Origin of the sequence: Pelomonas sp. BJYL3, from assembly GCF_027257975.1 — a bacterium.
GTDB lineage: Bacteria > Pseudomonadota > Gammaproteobacteria > Burkholderiales > Burkholderiaceae_C > Roseateles_B > Roseateles_B flavus.
In genome coordinates this window covers 757237-778940 of record NZ_JANZKX010000002.1, presented here as the reverse complement: position 1 = coordinate 778940, position 21704 = coordinate 757237, and the positions used below count along the sequence as shown (strand labels likewise).

Annotated in this window: 14 protein-coding genes; 6 read left to right on the top strand and 8 right to left on the bottom strand. The window is 64.7% G+C overall.

Annotated elements, in window-relative coordinates; translation table 11 throughout:
* Positions 1 to 85: 85 nt before the first annotated feature.
* The 4 genes from rtcA to O9Y01_RS08970 all read right to left on the bottom strand — a co-directional run bounded on the left by rtcA (position 86) and on the right by O9Y01_RS08970 (position 6068).
* Positions 86 to 1126: an RNA 3'-terminal phosphate cyclase gene (gene rtcA, locus O9Y01_RS08985; protein ID WP_269631231.1), complete on the bottom strand. Its 1041-nt coding sequence runs from the start codon at positions 1124 to 1126 to the stop codon at positions 86 to 88.
* A 30-nt stretch (positions 1127 to 1156) separates the two neighbouring features.
* Positions 1157 to 2509, bottom strand: coding sequence for a hypothetical protein (locus O9Y01_RS08980; protein ID WP_269631230.1), 1353 nt, complete (start codon positions 2507 to 2509; stop codon positions 1157 to 1159).
* Between the two features lie 2 nt (positions 2510 to 2511).
* Complete coding sequence (locus O9Y01_RS08975; protein ID WP_269631229.1) at positions 2512 to 3729, bottom strand: RtcB family protein; 1218 nt, start codon at positions 3727 to 3729, stop codon at positions 2512 to 2514.
* A 764-nt stretch (positions 3730 to 4493) separates the two neighbouring features.
* Entirely contained in the window at positions 4494 to 6068 is a 1575-nt protein-coding gene (locus O9Y01_RS08970; protein WP_269631227.1) for an RNA-binding protein, read from the bottom strand.
* A 207-nt stretch (positions 6069 to 6275) separates the two neighbouring features.
* Here O9Y01_RS08970 and rtcR point away from each other — a divergent pair, with 207 nt between their 5' ends.
* Entirely contained in the window at positions 6276 to 7913 is a 1638-nt protein-coding gene (rtcR, locus tag O9Y01_RS08965) for an RNA repair transcriptional activator RtcR (protein WP_269631226.1), read from the top strand.
* Between the two features lie 3 nt (positions 7914 to 7916).
* Here the strand turns inward: rtcR and O9Y01_RS08960 are convergent, their stop codons facing one another.
* The 3 genes from O9Y01_RS08960 to O9Y01_RS08950 are packed head-to-tail and all read right to left on the bottom strand — an operon-like array spanning position 7917 to position 11214.
* Positions 7917 to 9173 carry a hypothetical protein gene (locus O9Y01_RS08960; RefSeq protein ID WP_269631225.1) on the bottom strand — a complete coding sequence of 419 codons (1257 nt, stop codon included), beginning with the start codon at positions 9171 to 9173 and terminating at the stop codon, positions 7917 to 7919.
* A complete protein-coding gene (locus O9Y01_RS08955; protein WP_269631224.1) occupies positions 9170 to 10264 on the bottom strand; it encodes a fatty acid desaturase family protein in 1095 nt (364 codons plus the stop codon). Before O9Y01_RS08955 ends, O9Y01_RS08960 begins: the two co-directional genes overlap by 4 nt.
* On the bottom strand, positions 10261 to 11214 hold the full coding sequence (locus O9Y01_RS08950) for a phosphatidate cytidylyltransferase (RefSeq protein WP_269631223.1): 954 nt from the start codon (positions 11212 to 11214) through the stop codon (positions 10261 to 10263). The genes O9Y01_RS08955 and O9Y01_RS08950 overlap by 4 nt, the downstream gene beginning before the upstream one ends.
* Before the next feature lie 150 nt (positions 11215 to 11364).
* Between O9Y01_RS08950 and O9Y01_RS08945 the strand changes: the two genes are divergently transcribed.
* From O9Y01_RS08945 to O9Y01_RS08925, 5 genes are all read left to right on the top strand, one after another.
* Positions 11365 to 12003 (top strand): CDP-alcohol phosphatidyltransferase family protein, encoded by a 639-nt coding sequence (locus O9Y01_RS08945; RefSeq protein ID WP_269631222.1) that lies wholly within the window; start codon positions 11365 to 11367, stop codon positions 12001 to 12003.
* Positions 12004 to 12213: 210 nt separating this feature from the next.
* Positions 12214 to 13143 (top strand): nuclease-related domain-containing protein, encoded by a 930-nt coding sequence (locus O9Y01_RS08940; RefSeq protein ID WP_269631221.1) that lies wholly within the window; start codon positions 12214 to 12216, stop codon positions 13141 to 13143.
* Positions 13144 to 13558: 415 nt separating this feature from the next.
* Positions 13559 to 14584: a CHC2 zinc finger domain-containing protein gene (locus O9Y01_RS08935; protein ID WP_269631220.1), complete on the top strand. Its 1026-nt coding sequence runs from the start codon at positions 13559 to 13561 to the stop codon at positions 14582 to 14584.
* Positions 14577 to 17801 (top strand): RNA-directed DNA polymerase, encoded by a 3225-nt coding sequence (locus O9Y01_RS08930; RefSeq protein WP_269631219.1) that lies wholly within the window; start codon positions 14577 to 14579, stop codon positions 17799 to 17801. Before O9Y01_RS08935 ends, O9Y01_RS08930 begins: the two co-directional genes overlap by 8 nt.
* A complete protein-coding gene (locus O9Y01_RS08925) occupies positions 17798 to 18745 on the top strand; it encodes a carbon-nitrogen hydrolase family protein (protein WP_269631217.1) in 948 nt (315 codons plus the stop codon). The genes O9Y01_RS08930 and O9Y01_RS08925 overlap by 4 nt, the downstream gene beginning before the upstream one ends.
* A gap of 304 nt (positions 18746 to 19049) precedes the next feature.
* Here the strand turns inward: O9Y01_RS08925 and gyrB are convergent, their stop codons facing one another.
* Positions 19050 to 21599: a DNA topoisomerase (ATP-hydrolyzing) subunit B gene (gene gyrB / locus O9Y01_RS08920; protein ID WP_269631215.1), complete on the bottom strand. Its 2550-nt coding sequence runs from the start codon at positions 21597 to 21599 to the stop codon at positions 19050 to 19052.
* Positions 21600 to 21704 lie beyond the last annotated feature (105 nt).

Here is a 21704-nt window from a genome sequence, read left to right as displayed (position 1 = left end):
CCCCAGATGCGCTCTTTTGAATTGATTCGGCGCATCGACTATATCGGCTGCTCATGGCTTCGGAAGCGGCGCTGGCGCACAAGGATCAAGGCTGCGCGCTGGCACGCACCCGCCAGCCGCGGCCCATCGGCTCCGTCGCAAACTTCACCGGCAGGAACTTCTCGATCACTTCGAAGTTGGTCTTCGCATGGGGCGTCAGCTCGGTGCAGGTGTAGGACGCCTGGCCGCCGCGCTGCCACAGGGCCAGGGCCAGCGGCAGGGCCCACTGGTCCGCCAGATGCGGGCCCAGGGCGGCCTCACCGGCCTCGTAGGCCCGCAGCTCGTTCGCCACGGCCTGCGCCACCTGCTCGCTGCTGACGCCCTTCTCGCCAAAGGCGGTGAAGACCTCGGTGACGTGCTCGTACGCAAGGGTCGCGATCAGGGCGTTGCCCGGCCCTTCGTTCTGCCGTGTGGCGACTTCGCGCAGCTGCGCCTGGGGCCAGTCCAGGAGCGCGCCCAGCTGCTGCAGCTCGCGGCGCGCGACGGAGCGCGGCAGGGCGGGCGCGAAGCACTCGGCGTGGGCCTCGCGCAGGGCGCCGCGCTCGTTCAGGTCGAAGGGCTGGAGCAGGTCCCGCGCCGGCCGGATGAGGGCCTCGATCTCGCCTCCTCCGGCGGGATAGAAGCCCAGTCGACGCAGCACGAGCTCGGCCTCCGCGCCCAGACGGCACAGCAAGGGCGCATAGCTGCGGGCCAGGAAATGGAAGGGCGGCGCCATGGGGTTGTGCGTGCCGCCGCCCAGCTTCACGCGGCTGGGCGCCGCGGCCAACATCAGCGCCGGCCAGACGGTCTGCAGCACCAGCGTGCAGCTGCCCGCCGTGCCGACGCTGAAGGCGTAGTCCCCCGCCCGCACCGGGCCCGGCACGAAGCGCAGGGACTGCGAGTTCAGTTCGGCGCCCTGCACCTGCGCTCCGCACACTTCGGTCGCAGCGTTCACGCAGGTCAGGTGCTGGCGCATCAGGCCGGGCTTGGGGCGGCCGGCACGGATGCGGCTCAGCTCGAAAGCCTGGCCGGTGCACATGGCCAGGGCCAGCGAGGTCCGCAGGATCTGCCCACCGCCCTCGCCGGTGGAGCCGTCGATCTCGATCATCTTCTTGGTTTCCCTTTGATTCTTTTCAGTTCACGCGGACAGTCGGATTTCGAACGAGGCCAGCATGAAGCGGATCTCCGCCAGAAGCGGCTCCGGCACACGCTCCACCGCCTCGGGCCACAGCCGGACCAGCGCTTTGGACTGCGCCGGGCTTGGCTCCAGTGCCATACGACTGCCCTGCCGCGTCCAGGCGTTCAAGGCAGCGAGCATGCGTACTGGATCCGCGCAGCCGGGTTGGCACAGCGCGCGAAGCACGCAGAGAAAGCGGGACCAGAAGGAGCAATAGCCCATCATCGCCAGCCCGCGGTCCAGACTTCCTGGGGTGCCATGCTGCACAGCGACCGCCAGCAGATCCTCGGCTGCTGGCGCCAACGCCCCGCGCCTCAGGCTGTCCATCGCCACACGCTGGACCCGGCCCGACGAATCCTTGAAGGCCTGCAGCGCCAGCGCCGTCTGCTGATCTGGAGGCGTGCAGGCGATCTGGCTGGCATAGGCCCGAGCGCGCACTTGGGCTGAGGAATCCTGTAGCGCAGCAGGCAGCCAGGGGCCGGACTCCTCCGGCCGGAGTGTCAGAAGCACCAGCAGCGCCGCAGCGCGGGCGCGGCCTGGCAAGTCCGCTTGCTCCCATCGTCCCAGAGCCGCCTGCGCCGCGGCCGCCTCAACGGCAGTGCCACGGATCACATGGAGCGCAACGCCGCGCACGGCAGCGCTGATGTCGAAGCACAAAGCTCTCAGCGTCTCGGCAGGAAGAAGCTCCGGCTGACTCGCCAGCACCCAGCGCAATGCCGCGGCTCGGACCGAGGAAAACCTGCATTGGAGAGCCTCACGCAGCAAGCCATCGCGCACCGGTCCGAGCGGCCATTGCAGGATATGACGCAAGGCCTGTCTTGCGGTGAAGATATCCTTGCCGCGCAGGGCGTCCTGCAGCAGCGCCTGGCCGGCCGCCTGCTCGGCCAGGGCATCGATCTGCAGCGCGAACACCCAACGCCGGACCGCCAGACTCCCCGTACGCGACGCGCTCAAGGTCATGGGCAGCACATCAGGAGAGCCCAGCAGAGAACGGAGTCCCTGCAGCAGCGCACGGTGATCCACGCGCGTCGCCCGCTGCAGTGCCACGATCTGCTCCAGGCAGGCCAGCCAGTGCGGCACATGCTCCGGAGACATGAGCCCCGTCAGGGCACGTCGCGCAGCGTGGCTGACCTCGGGGACCCAGTCATTCGCGCGCGCCAGCAAGCTCGGGATGGCCTCGCCGGTCCGCAAGGCGGCGAGCGCATGCACGGCGGCCTCACGCTCATAGCCATTGCCGGAGCGGCCGCGTTCGACCCAGCGCTCAAGATCTCGATCGGGCGCCTCCCACAGGCGGCTGAACAGCTTCAGTCCCATGACTATCCCTTCACGCACACCACCTGCTTCAACGTGTGCACCACTTCCACCAGGTCGCTCTGCGCGGCCATGACGGCGTCGATGTCCTTGTAGGCCATGGGGATCTCGTCGATCACGTTGGCGTCCTTGCGGCATTCCACGCCCTCGGTCGCCTTGACCTGGTCCGCCACGGTGAACAGCTTCTTGGCCTTGGTGCGGCTCATGACGCGGCCCGCGCCGTGGCTGCAGCTCTCGAAGCTCTCCGGGTTGCCCAGGCCGCGCACGATGTAGCTGCGGGCGCCCATGCTGCCGGGGATGATGCCCATCTGGCCGCGCTTGGCGCTCACCGCGCCCTTGCGGGTCACGAAGACGTCCTGCCCGAAGTGGCGCTCCTGCTGCACATAGTTGTGGTGGCAGTTCACCGCCTCCACATGGGCCTCGAAGGGCTTCTTGATGACGGTGCGCACGGTGGCGATGAGGTGGGCCATCATCACCTCGCGGTTCTTCATCGCGAACTTCTGGGCCCAGGACACGCCGCGCACGTAGTCACCGAAGTACTGGGCGCCTTCCTCGAAGTAGGCCAGGTCCTGGTCCGGCAGGTTGCGCTGGTGGCGCTCGGCGTCCTTCTTGGCCAGCTCGATGAAGTGAGTGCCGATGGCATTGCCCACGCCGCGCGAGCCCGAGTGCAGCATGAACCAGACGAAGCCCGCCTCATCGAGACAGACCTCGATGAAGTGGTTGCCCGTGCCCAGCGTGCCCAGGTGCTTGTGGTTGTTGGTGTTCCTCAGGCGCGGGTGCAGCTCGCACAGCGCCTCGAACTCGTCCACCAGCGTGGCCCAGGCCTGGTCCACCAGCGCGGGCGGGTTCTCCCAGCTGCCGGCATCACGGCCGCGGTGCTTGGGCGTCAGGCCGTGCGGCACGGCACGCTCGATGGCCGAGCGCATCGCGGCCAGGTTGTCCGGCAGGTCCTCGGCACGCAGCGTGGTCTTGGCGGCCATCATGCCGCAGCCGATGTCCACCCCCACCGCGGCAGGGATGATGGCCTTCAGCGTGGGGATCACCGAGCCCACGGTGGCGCCGATGCCCAGGTGGACGTCGGGCATGGCGGCGACGTGCTTGAAGACGATGGGCAGCTTGGCGGCATTGCTCAGCTGCTGCATGGCCTCGGGTTCGACGGGGACGCCGTTCGTCCACATCTTGATGGGGACGCCCCCCTCGGGCTGTTCGATCTTGTAGTTCATGACTTCCTCTGTCTTTCTTCGTTCATTGTCTGTGGGTGGACGCGACGGGATTCGAACCCGCATCAATGCAGCAACCACGGTTTCGAGGCCGGTGGCCCAGTGGGCGATTGGAAACGCGCGCCAGTGACAGACCCGTCATCGGAGCCCGCACCTGCATCCTCAACCGTGCTCGCCCACCGGCTTGCCTGCTGCACCTGGCTTTACCCAGGCTGCCGGCATGACAAACATTTTTGGCAGTGGCGCTCCCTTCTGTGCCAGCGCGCCCGCAATCAAAAGCGATGCCTTGCGACGACAAGGTGGGGTGAAACATCGTGCTCTACCGCTGAGCTACGGTCCCCCTGATACGGGACCGGCGGGACTCGAACCCGCGACCACGAGCTGAGAAGGCTGTAGTTCCACCTGCATTCGCCGCAGGGCATCTCAAACAAAAAGGCGCGACAAGGGCGGCAAGACGCTGCCACTGGTTGCCCAGCTGGGGACTTGAACCCCCGGCGTACCGGATGTAGTCCTGCCTGCATTCGCGCTGAAACTGAAGGCCCCCGCGTGGCGACGAACAGTCGGTGAGACTCTTTTGGATGTAGTCCCCCCAGCATTCGCCACGCGACGACGCGTGTCGTGTTGATCGGTCAGTGCCCCGGGCGACCAGAGTTGCAGGAGCGGCCTACGGGGTCTCCGTTGCGGGCTTGCGGGCCCGCGCGGCCAAGGGGCGCTGTACTCCTGCAGGCATTCGCCCGGGACACCTTCCAACCTTGATTGCCGTGGCCTTACTGCGCGGCCAGCGGCACCTTTTCAATCTCGCCGATCCAGTGCTCGGCGTCCATCGTGCCGGCGGCGAAGCGCGCCACCATCGTGAACACGGCGTCCGAGAAGCCGCCGACATTCAGGATGTCGTGCCGCTCCACCGCCTGCGTGCTCGCCGTCGGCTGGATGTCGATGCACACCAGGCGCGCCTGCGGGTTGCGCTGCTTGAGCAGCTCCCACTCGCGCAGGGTCTGCGTCGCGCCATGGCGGGTGGCGTCGACCCAGGACTCGTTGTCCGAGACCAGGATCACCACATCGACCTTCGCACGCTCCTGGTTCAACAGGGCCAGCGGCGCGCTGCAGTTCGTGCCACCACCACCGATGCTGGCCAGCGCCTGGGCATTGCTCATCACCGAATCGCGAGCATTCAGCGACAGCTTCACCACGTCCTGCTCGAAGGGCAGCACCCGGGCCTGGCGGTTCTTGCGCAGCACGGCAGCGGCCACCAGAGCCGCCACGTCGATGCAGCGCACGGTCGACGTCGCCGAGCCGCGATGGCCGGTGACGGGTGAGCTCATCGAACCCGACACGTCGGGGCACACCACCACACGGCCTGCCAACGCCGGGACGTTCGCCAGCGACAGCTCCATCGCGTCCTGCAGCGCCTCGCGCACCGGCGCCGGCACGGCCTCCCCCGCCGCCTTGAAGGCCGACAGCAGCTGGTAGGGCATCACCTTGGCCTTGGCCACGGCCTGCGCGTCGCTCAGCGTAGCGGCCACGGCCTCGGCCATGCCGGGCAGCTCGAACACGCCGTGCCGGGCGAAGGTGTTCAGGTTCTGACGCACCATCTGCCACGAGCCCTGGCGAGCGATCTGCGCCCACTGAGCAGCGTTCAGCGCCAGCGCGGTCAGCATCTGGAACGGCACCTCGGGCACCTCGGCCGCCACGCCCTGCGCCGCGTCACGCTTGAAGCGTTCGAAGGCCTGCGTGATGGGGGGCAGCGCCGCTTCATCGAAGGGGCGGCCGATCAGCCACGCGAACCAGGCGGCGCGCCAGGCCTCGGCGGGCTTGGGGTGCACCATCTTCACCACGTCCGCCAGCGAGGGCGTGTTGCCCACGGCGGCGTTCAGCAGCTGCTTCTCGGTGGCCGTCAGCAGCCACTGCTGCACCAGCTTCTTGGGCCGTGAGCCCAGGGACTTGCGACCCACCGCGCCGCTGCGCAGGATCTGCACGAAGTTGCGCAGCATCTTGCCGTTGTCCACCACGCGGGAGAACACCTGGCTCAGCAGGGCCACGTCACGCTGGGCCAGGCTGGCGGCCAGCAAGGCCGGCATGTCCTTCATGTGGCCGGACTGGCGGCCGTAGATCGCCGCCTTGGCCACGAAGGCGGGCTCCAGCTCCTGGGTCAGGGCCAGCACCTGGTCGAGCTGGTCCTCAGCCGAGGCATAGAAGGTGCGGCTCAGGCAACCCGTGGCCGCCAGCTGCGCCAGCTGGTGGCGGGGGCTGAAGGCATAGGCCGGCGCCTGCTGCGCATTGCGCGCCGTGGCGGCGGGCAGCAGCGCGCCCTTGATCGTGTGGAAAAGCTGGGTGTTGACCATGAGGTACTCCTCTTTTTCATTCAACGTCTTGTTCGCGCCTTCTTCATTGCAACGGCCGTGCCAGGTCTTGCCTCCAGCTGGCAGAAGGACTGCAAATTGTTGATTTCATTGAAGAAAAAAGTTTCCTGCCCGTTTTCATGGGTCGGCAAGCCCCAGATCCCGCCGCCGGATTGCTAGACTCCTGGCTAGTCATTTATCTTTTGCGCCATGCCCAAGAAAACCGTCGTCATCGGCTTCCTCGGTTCCCAGCTGGACGCCGGCCAGGGCGCGGGCCGCTGGGAGAAATGGCGGCCGACGGTCTCGCTGGTCCAGCACGAGGACATGGTGGTCGACCGCATCGAGCTGCTGCATGCGCGCCAGCACACCGCGCTGGCCCAGCAGGTGCAGCGCGACGTGGCCACCGTTTCGCCCGACACCGTCGTGAACCTCGTGCCCATGGACGTGGCCGATCCCTGGGACTTCGGCGAGATGTATGCCGCGCTCTACGACTGGGCGCGCGCCTACCGCTTCGACCCCGCGCACGAGCAGTACTGGGCCCACATCACCACCGGCACGCATGTGGCGCAGATCTGCATGTTCCTGATGGTGGAGTCGCGCTTCATTCCCGGCGTGCTGCTGCAGACCGCGCCGCCGCGCAAGCAGCGCCAGGGCGATCCGGGCAGCTACACCCTGATCGACCTGGATCTTTCCCGCTACGACGTGCTGGCCCGGCGCTTCAGCCAGGCGCAGGCGGAGGCGCAGGATTTCCTCAAGAGCGGCATTGCGACGCGCAACAAGCGCTTCAATGCGCTGATCGAGGAGATCGAGCGCGTGGCCGTGCGCTCGCAGGCGCCCGTGCTGCTGACCGGCCCCACGGGCGCGGGCAAGTCGCATCTGGCACGGCGCATGTTCGAGCTCAAGAAGGCCCAGCACCGGGTGGAGGGCGAGTTCGTCGAGGTGAACTGCGCCACCCTGCGCGGAGACAGCGCGGCCTCCACCCTCTTCGGCCACAAGAAGGGCGCCTTCACCGGCGCCGCCTCGGACCGCGCCGGCCTGCTGCGCACGGCGCACCAGGGCGTGCTGTTCCTGGATGAAATCGGCGAACTGGGGCTGGACGAGCAGGCCATGCTGCTCAAGGCCGTGGAGGAGAAGCGCTTCTTCCCCATGGGCAGCGACCGCGAGGTCAGCAGCGACTTCCAGCTGATCGCCGGCACCAACCGCGACCTGCGCGTGGACGTGGCCCAGGGCCGCTTCCGCGAGGACCTCTTCGCCCGCATCAACCTCTGGGCCTACACCCTGCCCGGTCTGGCCCAGCGGCCGGAGGACATCGAGCCCAATGTCGATCACCTGCTGGCCCGCTGCGCCGCCGAATTGGGCCATGCCGTGCGCTTCAATGTGGAGGCCAAGTCCCGCTACCTGCAGTTCGCCCGCAGCGCCGAGGCCCTGTGGAGCGGCAACTTCCGCGACCTCAGCGCCAGCATCACCCGCATGGCGACGCTGGCGGAGGGCGGGCGCATTGCCGCCGGATTGGTCGACGCCGAGATCCAGCGCCTGCGCTGGCTGTGGGAGCCGGCGGGCGAGGCGCCTGTGCGCAAGGGCGGGGGGGCGCGCACAGGCGGGACTGATGGCATCGACCTCAGCAAGCTGCTCCCCGAAGAGACTCTCACCAGCATGGACCTCTTCGACCAGCTGCAGCTGCAGTCCGTGCTGCAGGTCTGCCGCGACTGCGCCACGCTCTCCGAAGCCGGGCGGCGCCTGTTCGACCAGTCGCGCACGCAGCGCAGCGTGGTCAACGATGCAGATCGCCTGAGGAAGTACCTGATGAGGTTCGGGGTCGGGTGGGAGGATGTGAAGGGGCTGGGCTGAGGGTCAGGTCTTGCCGCCTGGCGTCCCCACGCGCATCGGCCTCATCGCCCCCATCGCCCCCAGCACCACCAGCGACGACAGCAGCAGGTAGGCCGCCACGCTGCCCGCCAGTCGCGGCGCGCCGCCAGGCAGGGACGCCAGCCCGGACAAGGCCGCCATCACACCGAAGGCCAGCAGGGTGGCCCACCGCGGCAACTGGTTGTAGCGAGCCAGCAGTGCCGGCCGCTGGAGCTGGACCGCCTGGCGGGTGAGGTGGTCGCGGTAGCCCATCATGAAGAGGCCGAAGGCCGCGCCCAGGGCCACGCTGGCGCCCAGCTGCAGCACCAGGCCACCCGCGCTGGCCGCGGCGGGCATGAGCAGGCTGGCACCCACGAGCATCAGCGTGACCGGCGCCACCGGCAGCCAGGCCAGGCGCGGGGCCCAGCGCCGCCATTGCACGAGGGCATTGCTGAGCATGGCCGCGGCGTAGACCGCCGAGATCAGCAGCCAGGCCCGCGCCATCGCGCCCGGCTGGGCCAGCAGGTCGCGCAGCAGGAAGGGCGCGGCGCTGGCCAGCACGCAGTAGTTGGCATAGACCAGCACGCCAGCCGCCCACAAGGCCCATTCCGACCGGGCGAGGGCTGCAGACGCTGACGCTGGCATGGCTTCGACCGCGGGGGCGGACACCGCCGCGCCCGGCGCCCCAGCCTCGGCGGACGCCAGCAGGCGCCAGCCGCTCAAGGCCACCAGCGCCACCATCCCCAGCAGCAGCCCCTGCGCGGCCGCGCTGCCCGGCGGCATCAGGCTGAAGGCGCCGGGGGCCAGCAGCATGCCCAGGAAGCGCAGCAGGGAGATGCTCAGGTCATTCGCCACCCGCCCGTCCGGGCCGGCCTGCTGCACCGAGCACTCGTCGAAGCGCTGCATCAGCGCGCCCGAGCTGAAGGACAGGGCCCAGACCAGCAGCGCGTAGGCCAGGGGGCTGGGAACGGCCTTGCTGCCGGCCACCAGCAGCAGGGCCGCGTAGGCCGCCCAGCCCGCCCCCGTCGTCGCGGGGCGCAGGGCGGCGCCGCGCCGGCGCGTGGCCCAAGCCTGGCCCAGCAGGGCCGCCAGCGCACCGCCCAGCAGCACCGCCGAAGTCCACATCGCCTCCTGCGGATGGCCCCAGAAGCGGTGCTGGGGGAAGACGGTGATGCAGGCCGTGTTGGCGAAGGAGAAGGACAGGAAGGCCAGGTTGCGCGCCCAGCGCTGGCGCCCTGCGGTCCAGGGTCCGGTGCCGCTCATGCGGAGGGCGCAGCGGCGGGCCGCGGGTCGACATGGAAATCCAGCACCCGCATGTAGCAATGCCAGAACGGCGCCTCGTGATAGGGCAGGCCGTGCGCCGCCACGAAGGCGCGCACATAGGGCGCGGCGCGATGCAGGTGGTGGCGGGGCAGGTGCGGGAAGAGGTGGTGCTCCAGCTGCTTCTCCAGGCCGCCAAAGACGAAGTGCGTCCACCAGCCGCCGGCGTAGTTGCGCGTGGTGCGCGATTGCAGGCTGAGCACATCGAGCTGGCGCGCCTGTTCGGGCGTGAAGGTCTCCAGGTCGTAGTGGTTGCCCGCGAAGGCCGAGTTCAGGTAGAGCATGCCCACATGCGTGTGCAGCAGGAACAGCAGCACGCCCAGCCAGGACCCCGTCAGCAGCACGAAGAAGGCGAGCTGCGAGCCCAGGCCCAGCAGCACCGCCAGCAGCTCGGCGGCGAAGCGCTCGCGGTGGTGGCGGAAGCAGTAGTAGCCGTCGCGCAGGGCCATGAAGATCAGCGTGGCCGGCAGGTAGACACCGTTGTAGCGGGTGAAGAGGAAGAGGCCCAGCCAGGCCGTCAGGCGCGAGTGGTAGCGGCGCGTGGGGTCCCAGCGCTCGCGCTGGTCCCAGTCCTCGCCCAGCACATTGGTGCGGGCGTGGTGGCGGTTGTGGCCGTGCCGCCAGCCGCTGGGGAACTCCCCCAGGAGGCCGGCGGTGAGCGCCGCAAAGCGCCGGTTGGCCTGGATGCCCGGCCAGCTGCCGCCATGCGCGGCGTCGTGCATCAGCCAGCCGTTGCGGTAGAAGAGAAAGCTGCCCAGCACGAAGAGGGGCAGGCCCGCCCAGACCGACCAGGCCAGGGCCGCCTCGCGTGCGGCCAGGAAGGCCAGGGCGCTGCCCAGCAGATTGAAGAGCAGCTCCGCCACCGCCCGGCCCGGCTTGCGCTCGAAGCAGCCGGCGGCCTCCAGCTGGGCGCGAAGCACGGCGAGGTCGGGTGCGGCAGCATCGGTACCGGATGTTTCAGGAACGGCTGGCTCGGGGATGCCCGGCTCGGGGACGGACTGCACAGGGGTCAGGTCTTGCGTCTCAAGCTTCATGCGCTCACCTGCATCAGCAGCCAGAACCAGGGGGCGACGAAGATCAGGCTGTCGCAGCGGTCCAGCACGCCGCCCTGCCCGGGCAGCAGGGTGCCGGTGTCCTTCACGCCCGCGTCGCGCTTCCAGCAGGAGACCAGCAGGTCCCCCACCAGGCCCAGGCCGACCATGGCCAGCGCCAGCAGCAGGCCCGCCCAGGCCGGCAGGCCCAGCAGCCAGGGCGCCAGGCCGAAGCCCAGCAGCCCGCAGATCAGCGAGGCGAAGGCCAGGCCCTCCCAGGTCTTGGCCGGGCTGATGGACGGCGCCAGCGCATGGCGGCCCCAGCACTTGCCGCCGATGTACTGCATGGCGTCCGAGAAGATCACCAGCACGAAGAAGAAACCGCCCTGGCCGGGCCCGCCCAGCGGCCGGCCCGCAGGCGCCTGCAGCACCAGCAGGCTGACGAAGAGGAAGAGCGTGACGCAGGCATTGAGCACCAGCATGAGCCCGCCGACGCGGGGGATGAAGCGCTCCGGGCCGCTGGCCAGCATCTGCACCGGGCCCAGCAGCAGTCCGCAGTAGACCAGGCACAGGCCCAGCGCCCAAGGCATCTGCCCGAGGGCGACCAGCCCATGCGCCGCCAGGCTCAGCAGCGCCGCCAGCCCGCCATGCAGACGCTGCTCCGCGGGCGTCAGCGGCAGCAGCCGCAGGCCCTCGCGCAGCAGCAGCAGGGACGTGAGGCCACACACCAGCCAGCTCAGCCCCGAGCCCAGCAGCAGCGTCAGCGCCGCCATCAGGATGACGGGCACCCAGGATTGCACGGCCTGCTGCACGCGGCGCTGCGGGCGCAGGGCCGGATGCAGATAAGTCACCGCCGTGGCGATGGAGATGGCGGCCAGGCCGCCACCCACGAGGACCCAGAGGTCCGCCGGAGCGGGCGAGAGCTGCCAGAGCGCAGAGAAATCAGTCTTCAAGAGCGGAGCAAAAAACGGCAAAGGTGCGATCATGCCCGCCCGCGCGGCCTGCCCCGAGCGCGCCCTGTGCCGCAGGCCGCATGTTTGCGGGATAAGCCACGTAAGCGCCGGCCACGGCCGGCTTACGCCCCGCCTCCGAACTTGTCGCCCATGCCGAAGTACGCCGCCCTCCCCCATGCCATCACCCTCGCCTCGGCCGCCTCGGCCAGCACCGGCCTGCTGTACCTCGGCTGGACGCCGGTGGACCAGGCCCTGGCCGTGGCCCTGCTGTGCCTGGCCCTCTCCCTGCTCTGCGACGTGCTGGACGGCAAGCTGGCGCGGGCCCTGGGCGTGAGCTCGCCCCTGGGCGCGCAGCTGGACAGCCTAGCGGACCTGCTCGCCTTCGGCCTGCTGCCGGCCTTCACGATGGGCAAGGTGCTGAACCCCGCCGGCACGCCGTCGTGGGGCGCGGCCGTCCCTTGCGTCGCCTACGTCCTTGCTGCGACGCTGAGGCTGGCCCGCTACAGCCAGCGCGGCCTGATCCGCAATCGATTCGGCGAGTGCTTCCAGGGCCTGCCCAGCTCGGTGGCCGCCATCCTGCTGATGGCGGGCGTGATGGGGCATCAGTGGCTGCCGCAGCCAGGGCGCTGGCCCGACCTCGCACTGAGCGGCCTGGCCCTGGCCCTCGCGGTGGCGATGAACCTGTCGTTTCCGTTTCCGAAGCGGGGGATCGGCTTCTACCCGTGGATGGCGGTGGTGCCTGTGCTGCTGGGGGGCGCCTGGTGCCGGGTGCTGGGCGCCGGGCTGTGACCGTATGGCGCCAGAGCCACTGACTCATTGAGTCAGCCACCGATCTGATCCCCATCTCATCCCGCAGGCCGCAAAGCCAGCATTGGCGGGGCTTCTGACCGTTTGCGTCAGCGCAAACCCGCGTCTGCCAGGCCCCTGAAGCGTGACATGTGACCTGCTTGTACGGCAGGCGCACGGCCAAAATGACTCGCACTCAGGGGGTCATGACACATGCTGATCAAAGCAGCGGATGACAAGCAGCGGCGGATGCGCTTGCTGGAAGACCTGCAGTCGTCGCCCTTGCTGGATCAGCGTCAGCGGGAGTGGCTGCAGGACGAGCGGATGCGGTGCCAGCGCGGGCAGCAGGGCGAGCGCGAGGCCGCCCATCACATCGACCACTGGAAGAAGGACAGCGAGCACCACGCCGTGCTGCACGACCTGCGCTTCGTGGTCGATGGCGAGACGGCGCAGATCGACCACCTGGTCATCGGCCGCACCCTGCACTTCTATCTGTTCGAGACCAAGTGCTTCGGTGGGGATGTGGAGATCAATGAGCAGGGCGAGTGGAGCGTTGCCTACGCCAATGGCCGCCGCTATGGCGTGCCCTCACCGCTGGAGCAGAGCCGGCGGCATGAGCGCATTTTGGACAAGCTGCTGGAGCGCCTGGATATCACCGGGCGAGGCAGCTTGAAGCCGACCTATCACCACGTGGTGCTGCTGCACCCCAAGGCCACCATCCGCCGGCCTGACGCCAAGCGCTTCGACACCCGCGACGTGATCAAGGCCGACATGATCCAGCGCTGGCATGAGCAGTACATCGAGTCCCTGGGCGTGGGGGATGTGTTCGGGAAGCTGCTGAACATCCACAGCACCGAGACCTTGCGCGGCTGGGCAGAGAAATTGGCCCGGCAGCATCGGCCGGTGAATCCGCTGGAGTTGCCGGAGTTCATGAAGCCGAAGGCGGTAATTGCGCCTGATCCGGCTCCGAAGGTTTCTGTGCCGGAGCCCTCCGCTCAGGCTGATTCCAGCCATCCCCTGTATCGAAAACTGGTTTGCGCGACGTGCGAGGCGAAGATCAGTTTTTCGGAGGGGAGGTTTTGTTGGAATCAGGGGGAGAGGTTTGGGGGGTTGCAGTATTGCAGGGGGTGTCAGGGTGGGTGAGGGGCGGGTTAAGGCTGAAAGCGGAAGTTCGACAACGACCGCTTCACGGCACTTCAGTTTTCCGCCCTAAGCAACCACATACTAGTCAGCTAGCAACTGCCGTACGGCGGATAGCCTGCGTTGAGGCGCTGCACCAAGCCCGGTTCGCTACCGACCTTGCGCAAATCAAGTCGATCTTTACGCTGCTGTTCACTATGCAAAGGGAGATGAGCACATGGATCTCTGGTGGGATCCTTGCCGTAGCAACTTTGCTTGCAATGGCCGCCGCATCTACGTACTCAGTGCGTCCAGATGTCAGATGATTCGCAGCCCCATCTCGTCATCTCCATGAGACAATTTTTGTAAGAAGCCAGAAACTGGCGCAAGGGGGGTGCTTTTGCGGCGAGCCAGCTTACAAGCAGCCAAGCCGAGGCCATTGAGCGATCAGGTGCTTGCGCGCCTTCGCGACTTGCCAGTGGCGGACGTCGCATCGGCCGTAGGGATCACCCTGCGTGGCAACAAGGCGATGTGCTTTAACGGCCACGACGCAGCGAGCCCAAGCTTCACCGTCAACAGAACGAGAAATACCTGGAAATGCTTCGGATGCGGTGAGCATGGCGACGCAATCGCGCTAGTCCAAAAGATGCACGGCCTTGCGTTTATGGATGCCTGTAAGTGGCTCTGCGGCCACTTCGGCATCATCGGCGGCGACGTGCAGCCAAGCCGACGCATTCATGCAATTTCGCGAGCGACAAGCCCAAAGGCAAGCAAATCGCCTCTTCCGGCCACCACGACGAATCCAGACCCCGAGCTGTACACCTGGCTAGTAGCGCACTGTGGCCCGGTCAAAGGAGCGCTGGGAACTACGTATCTTCAAGCCCACGGAATTGCACCGGAGCTGGCGCTTAAATTCGGCGTCGTTGAACTCGTGGATCCGATAAGGGCGTATCGGGAACTGGAAAAACATTGGGGTGCAGAACGAATCCGTAGCTCAGGGCTGTCTGGAAATCGACGAGCACTAAGCTGGCTTGGGTACGCATTGCTGTTCCCTTTCAAGTCCGGGGCGACTACGCAGTACTTACAGGTTCGCTGCCTTCAGAGCAGGATGAAGTTCTTCGGCCCGAGTGGCATCCCCAAACCCATGTTTAACAGCCAGCGACTTAGCCAGTTGCAGCCAGGGAGTCTTCTCCACATTTGCGAGGGTGTGCCAGACGCAATTGCAATGGAGGGCGCCGGGCTAGCAGCGGTTGCGGTTCTAGGGGCAACCTCATTCCGGTCTGAATGGGTTGATGAATTACTTCCTTTTGAGTTGGTGGGCGTTCCCGACGGTGACGCTGCAGGTGAAAAATTCATGAAGTTCCTTGCAAAGGAATTTCGAGCTAGAAGCAAGAGCATTCGGTTTGCAGTTCCACCTAAAGACATGGATGCCAGTGACGTTATCGCGCGAGGAATAAATGCGTAGCTTCTTGAGTCAGGTATGCGATCAACTGAACATACGTTGGGCCTGGGAGAAAGTGAAGAGAGCATCTGTCCCTGGCGACATCTGGATCGACGAGGCGGACCTTGCCTCTTTTGAAGTTCATTTGGGTCGTGAGCTTCAGAGCCTTTGCGATGATCTACGCACTGGAAAATTCCGAATGTCGCCGATTCGGCCCATGGCGTTTCCAAAAAACCCTGATGGAGATGGGAACCCCAGAGTTAGACAGTACTTCCACTTTGCGGTTAGAGATCAAGTCGCCTGGGTGGCGGTCGTGAATGTCCTTGGGCCCTACGTCGATGCGCAGATGCCTGTTTGGAGCTATGGTAACCGACTGTTCCGGTCTGCATGGATTGAAGAAGACATTCACAATAACAAGATTAGGAAGGTCGGCCCATACAGACACTCATCCGGCCGAATCTACCGCCCGTTTCAGCAGGCCTGGCCACTGTTTAGGCGGCACGTTGCGTTAGCGGTTTCTGCTGCGGCGCACGGTCATGAAAAGGTTGACAACCTCGACGAGGATGAGCGCGAAGAGCTTGACCTTCAACATCGCATGCACAAGGCCGATAGATGTCCATTCGTTTTCGCTGATTATTGGACATCCTTGGCAACTGACGCAAACAGGAGCGATGTCTACTGGGCTTCAGTTGATTTGGAGAAGTTCTATCCGTCCATTCCCCTCGCAGCTTGCGTTGACGCAATCTCTCAGTCCGTCCCGGTCGAACTGCGCCCTGATGTTCAAAGGCTGTTGAAAACACTCACGCTGCTTCCATTGGACCTTGAGGGTTGGACAGATACTGACCTAAGGCACATAGAGCTTGCCGAGTCAAGGAAGACCTTCCGCAGAATTCCCACTGGGCTCATGGTGTCAGGGTTCCTCGCAAATGCAGCGCTCTTGCAGGTTGACCAAGAAGTACAGAAATCGCTTCCAAGGGGACGCGTCGCGCATTTTCGCTATGTCGATGACCATGTGATATTGGCCAAGACGTTTGAGGAATTAGTGAATTGGATCGACCACTACAAGGACGTGATCGAAAGGATGGGCTCTGGCGCCAGCATCAACCCGGCCAAAACAGAACCGAAAGCTTTAGGTGAGCTGCTAGGAACAAGCGATGCAAGCAACCGCGTTGCCGGGTCGGATCAGTGGAATCGGGCCCTGGACGAGTGCCGCCTAGATTCCGAATTTCCAACGCCATTGATGACGAAGACGATTGCCCTTGTTTCGGCAATTGGCAGAACAGATTTCACGGTGCTCGAAGATAACGAGCTCTCAATTCTGTCCCAACAGTTGGAGCATCTATTGCTCGTAGAGGTTCCTGAATCTGAGATGCCGGGGCGCACGCGTCTGGCATTCGCGGCGACTCGCCTTGCCCGTATCGCCGAAGCTAGGCTCGCGGCACCGGAAACCCTCAGTATTCGAAACGGTAGTGCTCAGCAAAGCCGCCTGACCGGAAGTCAAGCTAAGGGCCGCAATGGCCAAGACTCTACACTCGATGCAAACGCGAGTCTTACTGGGATCAACGACGCCGAGATTCACGCCCGACTTGCCGGCATCGCCGACAGAGTATTTGGCTTGGTCCGAAGAGTCCTGCACGAACGGCCTGATCGCGTCCGCCTGTGGACTCATGCGCTGACGATTGCGCGCCGCCTTGGCGCCACGGGATTAGAACTTCTCTTCGATGACATTGATCGCTATGCGCGCGACCCGGTCAATCGACTGGCGGCAAGCTACATACTCGGCAACTCCTACGCAGTCCTCGCTGCAGAGACCGTTCGGGCTGCACAGTTGCTTATTGACACCAATGCTGCAGGCTGGCGACGAGCCGCCGCGCTGCGATCTCTGCGAGATATTGCAAGGCTCACCAATCGAGGTGTTCCGGCAGCAGACCGATGGTTTGTACAGAAAAGCCTGAATCAGTTCTTCGTCGGCGTGTACTGCGCCACCCTATTGTTAGAACGATCTCCGGGCTCATTGCGACTCTTGGGGCAAGGGCTGAGTCGTTCATTTGTCGACAAGGGTCGCGCGTTGCTAAGTAACGATGATGTGACACCAGATCAGCGCGTTGCGCTAGCCTGGTGGGGATGCAAGTTCGACCTCCGTAAGCCTATTCGTCGAGCGTCTGATCTGATTCTTCACCTGGGAACGCTCGTCAATGGCTTACCCGAGTCCGATGATCTATGGACCTTTTTTCCTGCGGATGCGCCGATGGCGCCTCTAGCGCGGATCGCGTCATCAGCTAGGCCAAAGCAAGCGAATCAAGAAGGCTGGTGGCTTGACGCCTTGATGGGGCGCTTCGATCGGCCGGAGGTCCAGCGCGTATGTGCGTTGTCACCGGCAGCGTCTCGTGTCCAGAAAGCATTAGATGGATCTGAGACAGCGAAACTGCTGCCTTTGCCAGTCTGGGCGACAAGGATTTGGGCTAGTCATGACCCCGGAATCACAAAGCAATGGCGGCTCGGCGAATGGACGTGCCTGGAGATCGTTAGACAAGCGGCGATGCTGCTATCGACTACCGCCGAGACGCTAGACCAAGGCTATCTTAAACGTGCATCGCGCAAGAACCCTGATATACGCGTCAGCTGTGCACATCCACTCAACTTCGCTCTGCCGAGCCATCTCATCGATACTCCGGCAGTCTCTTGGCAAGAGTGGAAACAAAAGATGCGCGAGCCTGACGGTGGAGTTCTACGGCAAGTGCCACAACGGCGTCAGATCTATGACAGGCGATATGCCCCGCTGGTCGTGAGCGCCATAGGGGCTGCGCAGAATCCAATTCGTGGTCTGGGCCTTTGCCTATTTGCCCTGCTTTCACGCTCCTTCCTCCTGCCAGCCCAATGGAACGGGATAGGGCACGAGAGCATGCTCAGGCATCTTCCGCAACTCCTGCGGAATGAAATCACCTACTCATCAGCAACTCTTGGAATTCTCGAGGCGTGTCTCCAGCCTCGTGCAACCGAGAACGTATTCGCCGGCCTGCACCCAGCATGGAGCGCCGACTTCGACGATGACACTATGCACGATCCAGTCAGCCTTATTGACGCTGCTGATTTGGCGCGCATCATCTCGATCGCCCAAAACGAACTTGAAGAAAATCAGATATCAACCTTCAATCACCAGTCTCGGCAGGTCACGCCAGTCAATCTAATGCATCTCACCGATGCTGATTGGAAGCGCTACTTTGAAATGGGCCCAGCATGACCCAAGATAATCCAACACTGGTTGATTCGCTTACCCTCGGCGTAATTCAGACGACATTGAACTCAAAGCTTGCATGGAGTGCCGCTAGTGGTGAGCCAAAAATTGCGGCAGGCGAGGACAATCGCGCGTGGCACGAGATTCGAAGAGCGATGAGGGCATTGGCCGATCACGACGATCAGCCTCGCATCGTTCTTCTGCCGGAGCTGGCACTTCCTAGAACGCGATTGGACGACTTCGAGCAACTAGTCTGTTCCATGAATGCAATAGCGATAGTTGGGGTCGACTACCGTCTAGACCATGTGAAGAAATCAGCGAAGAACGAAGGACTTGTCATCGTACCCAGGAACTTTTGGAAACGCATACCTTCACGCAATGCCGCCAGAGTTTGGTTCGGCAAACGGGACCCTGCACCGGCCGAAGCGTCTGACCTCGCGAAGTACATACCGCCTTGGACTTTCGATGCCGATCCCAACGTCTACGTCTTCGATGCAGGGCCCTATGGGCGTATCGGGGTCAGCATTTGCTATGACTTCATGGATATTGAACGCGCCCTCCTCTATCGCGGCCGAGTTCACCATTTGTTTGTCATTGCCTATAACCGGGACGTTAAGCTCTTTGAGTCGTTAGCCGTTTCTCTATCGAGGACGATCTTCTGCAACGTGGTGGTTTGCAATACCGGATATTTCGGTGGCTCGCTGGTAGTCACCCCGTACTACGATGCATTCAAGCGTATTGGATATTCAGTCGATGGAGGACAGCTATTCACCGCTCAATGCGTTTCGCTTCCCGTACGCGATCTAGATGCAGCCATTCATGGTTCTGATACCAAGCCAAAGGCCACGTACAAGCACTTGCCGCCAGGCTTCATGGCTAGCATCGCTCCCACGTCTGCATCCCCGGAAGGACCGTCGCCAGTTACGATGCGGCTATTCACTGCGGAGTGAAGGTCGATTGCCACATGCTAAGTTACTGCTGCTAGTCCGCGCCGAGACGCCAACAAGCCGTTGCGGGCGTCGATCGAAAGGTGCGGCATGAGAGCCGACGTTGAACGACCGCATCCAGGAGTCGAACTCAGCCTGACGTAGGACAGCACCCGCTGCAAAGCAGCCAACCGCCCCCCCCCCGTGGAGCGTTCGTTGCACTGCGAAATCCGTCACAGGCCTTGGATCTCCTCGGCCATGCAAAACGCCCGGACCGGCCGGGCGTTTCTCATTCCATTGCCTCACCAAAGCGAGGCATTCAAAGGCATCAAACGTCGATATTCGCCGCACGCAGCGCGTTCGTCTCGATGAAGTCACGGCGAGGCTCCACCTCATCCCCCATGAGCATGGTGAACACGCGATCGGCCTCAATCGCATCTTCGATCTGAACGCGCAGCAGCCGCCGCACGGTGGGATCCATCGTCGTCTCCCACAACTGCTCCGGATTCATCTCCCCCAGCCCCTTGTAGCGCTGGCGGCCCACGGAGTTTTCGGCCTGGGTCATCAGGAAGCTCATGGCGCCGCGGAAGTCGCTGATCTTGCTTTCCTTGGCCTTCTCGCCCTCGCCCTTGCGGACCAGGCCGTCGGCGGTCATCAGGCCCTTGAAGGTCTTGCCGGCGGTGGCGAGCACTTCGTAGTCGGCGCCGTGGACGAAGTCCGCGGTGATGACGCTGGAGCGGGTGTTGCCGTGGTGCTTGCGGCTGATGCGCAGGAAGAGCTTGTCGGTGCGGGCGTCGTACTCGGCGCTGACCTCGGCCTCGTGCAGGGCGGCCTGCATGTCGGCGGCGGACTGGTCGGCGGCTTCCTTGCTGTCGAGGTTGATGGCCAGGCCACCGGCCAGGGCGCGCAGGGCCTCGAAGTCCATCCAGTTGGAGAGGCGGTCGATCACGTTCTCGGCCAGCACGTACTGGCGGGCCAGGGCCTCGAAGGCCTCGCCCTTGAGCACGTCGCCACGGCCGGTGTGCAGCTCGGCGTCGTTGAGGGCCACGCGCAGCAGGAAGGCGTCCAGCTCGTGGCCGTCCTTCAGGTACTGCTCCTGCTTGCCCACCTTCACCTTGTACAGCGGCGGCTGGGCGATGTAGATGTGGCCGCGCTCCACGAGCTCGGGCATCTGGCGGTAGAAGAAGGTCAGCAGCAGGGTGCGGATGTGGGCGCCGTCGACGTCCGCGTCAGTCATGATGATGATGCGGTGGTAGCGGAGCTTGTCCGGGTTGAAGTCGTCGCTGCCGGCGCCGCGCCCGATGCCGGTGCCCAGGGCGGTGATCAGGGTGATGATTTCGTTGGAGGTCAGCAGCTTCTCGTAGCGGGCCTTCTCCACGTTCAGGATCTTGCCGCGCAAGGGCAGGATGGCCTGGAACTTCCGGTCGCGGCCCTGCTTGGCGGAGCCGCCTGCGGAGTCACCCTCCACGATGTAGATCTCGCACAGGGCGGGATCCTTTTCCTGGCAGTCGGCCAGCTTGCCGGGCAGGCCCAGGCCGTCCAGCACGCCCTTGCGGCGGGTCATCTCGCGGGCCTTGCGCGCGGCCTCGCGGGCGCGGGCGGCGTCAAGGATCTTGCCGCAGATGATCTTGGCGTCGACCGGGTTCTCCAGCAGCCAGTCCGTCAGCTTGTTGGCGACGATCTCCTCGACCGGGCCGCGCACTTCGCTGGAGACCAGCTTGTCCTTGGTCTGGCTGCTGAACTTGGGCTCGGGCACCTTGACGGAGACCACGCAGGCCAGGCCTTCGCGCATGTCATCCCCGGCCACTTCGACCTTGGCCTTCTTGGCCAGGTCGTTGTCGGTGATGTACTTGTTCAGCACCCGGGTCATGGCGGCGCGCAGGCCGGTGAGGTGGGTGCCGCCGTCGCGCTGCGGGATGTTGTTGGTGAAGCAGAGCACGTTCTCGTTGAAGCCATCGTTCCACTGCATGGAGACTTCAACGCCGATGTTGGTGCCCTGGTCCGAGGTCTTGTCGCCCTGGGCGTGGAAGATGTTCGGATGCAGGGTGCTCTTGCCCTTGTTGATGAACTCCACGAAGCCGCGCACGCCGCCGGCATAGGCGAAGTTGTCTTCCTTGTTGTTGCGCTCGTCGATCAGGCGGATCTTGACGCCGTTGTTCAGGAAGGAGAGCTCGCGCAGGCGCTTGGCCAGGATGTCGTAGTGGAAGTCGTTGTTCTGCTGGAAGATTTCCGTGTCCGGCAGGAAATGGACTTCGGTGCCGCGCTTGTCGGTCTCGCCGATCACGCGCATGGGGCTGGTCTCGACGCCGTCCACCACCTCGATCAGGCGGTCCTGCGGGATGCCCTGCTTGAACTCGATCTGATGCACCTTGCCGTCGCGGCGCACGGTCAGGCGCAGCCACTTGGACAGGCCGTTCACGCAGCTCACGCCCACGCCGTGCAGGCCGCCCGAGACCTTGTAGGAGTTCTGGTTGAACTTGCCGCCGGCGTGCAGCTCGGTCAGCGCGATCTCGGCCGCCGAGCGCTTGGGCTCGTGCTTGTCATCCATCTTGACGCCGGTGGGGATGCCGCGGCCGTTGTCGATCACCGAGATGGAGTTGTCGGTGTGGATGGTGACGATGATGTCGTCGCAGTGGCCAGCCAGCGATTCGTCGATGGAGTTGTCCACCACTTCGAAGACGAGGTGGTGCAGACCGGTGCCGTCGGAGGTGTCGCCGATGTACATGCCGGGGCGCTTGCGCACGGCTTCCAGGCCTTCGAGGATCTGGATCGAATCGGCCCCGTAGACCGCGCCCGACGCGGCCTCGGCCGTGACGGCGGCCTGCTGCTTGTCGGTCAGGCCTTCGGGCTTGTGTTCATTGCTCGGGACATCACTCATCGGGAACTCTCTCTCACACGGGGTCAGGTCTTGCATGACCCCTTTAAAGCACTGAAGCGGGCCGGGCCTCCTGGCCCTTGCCCGCTGCTCTCATTTCTGGATCTC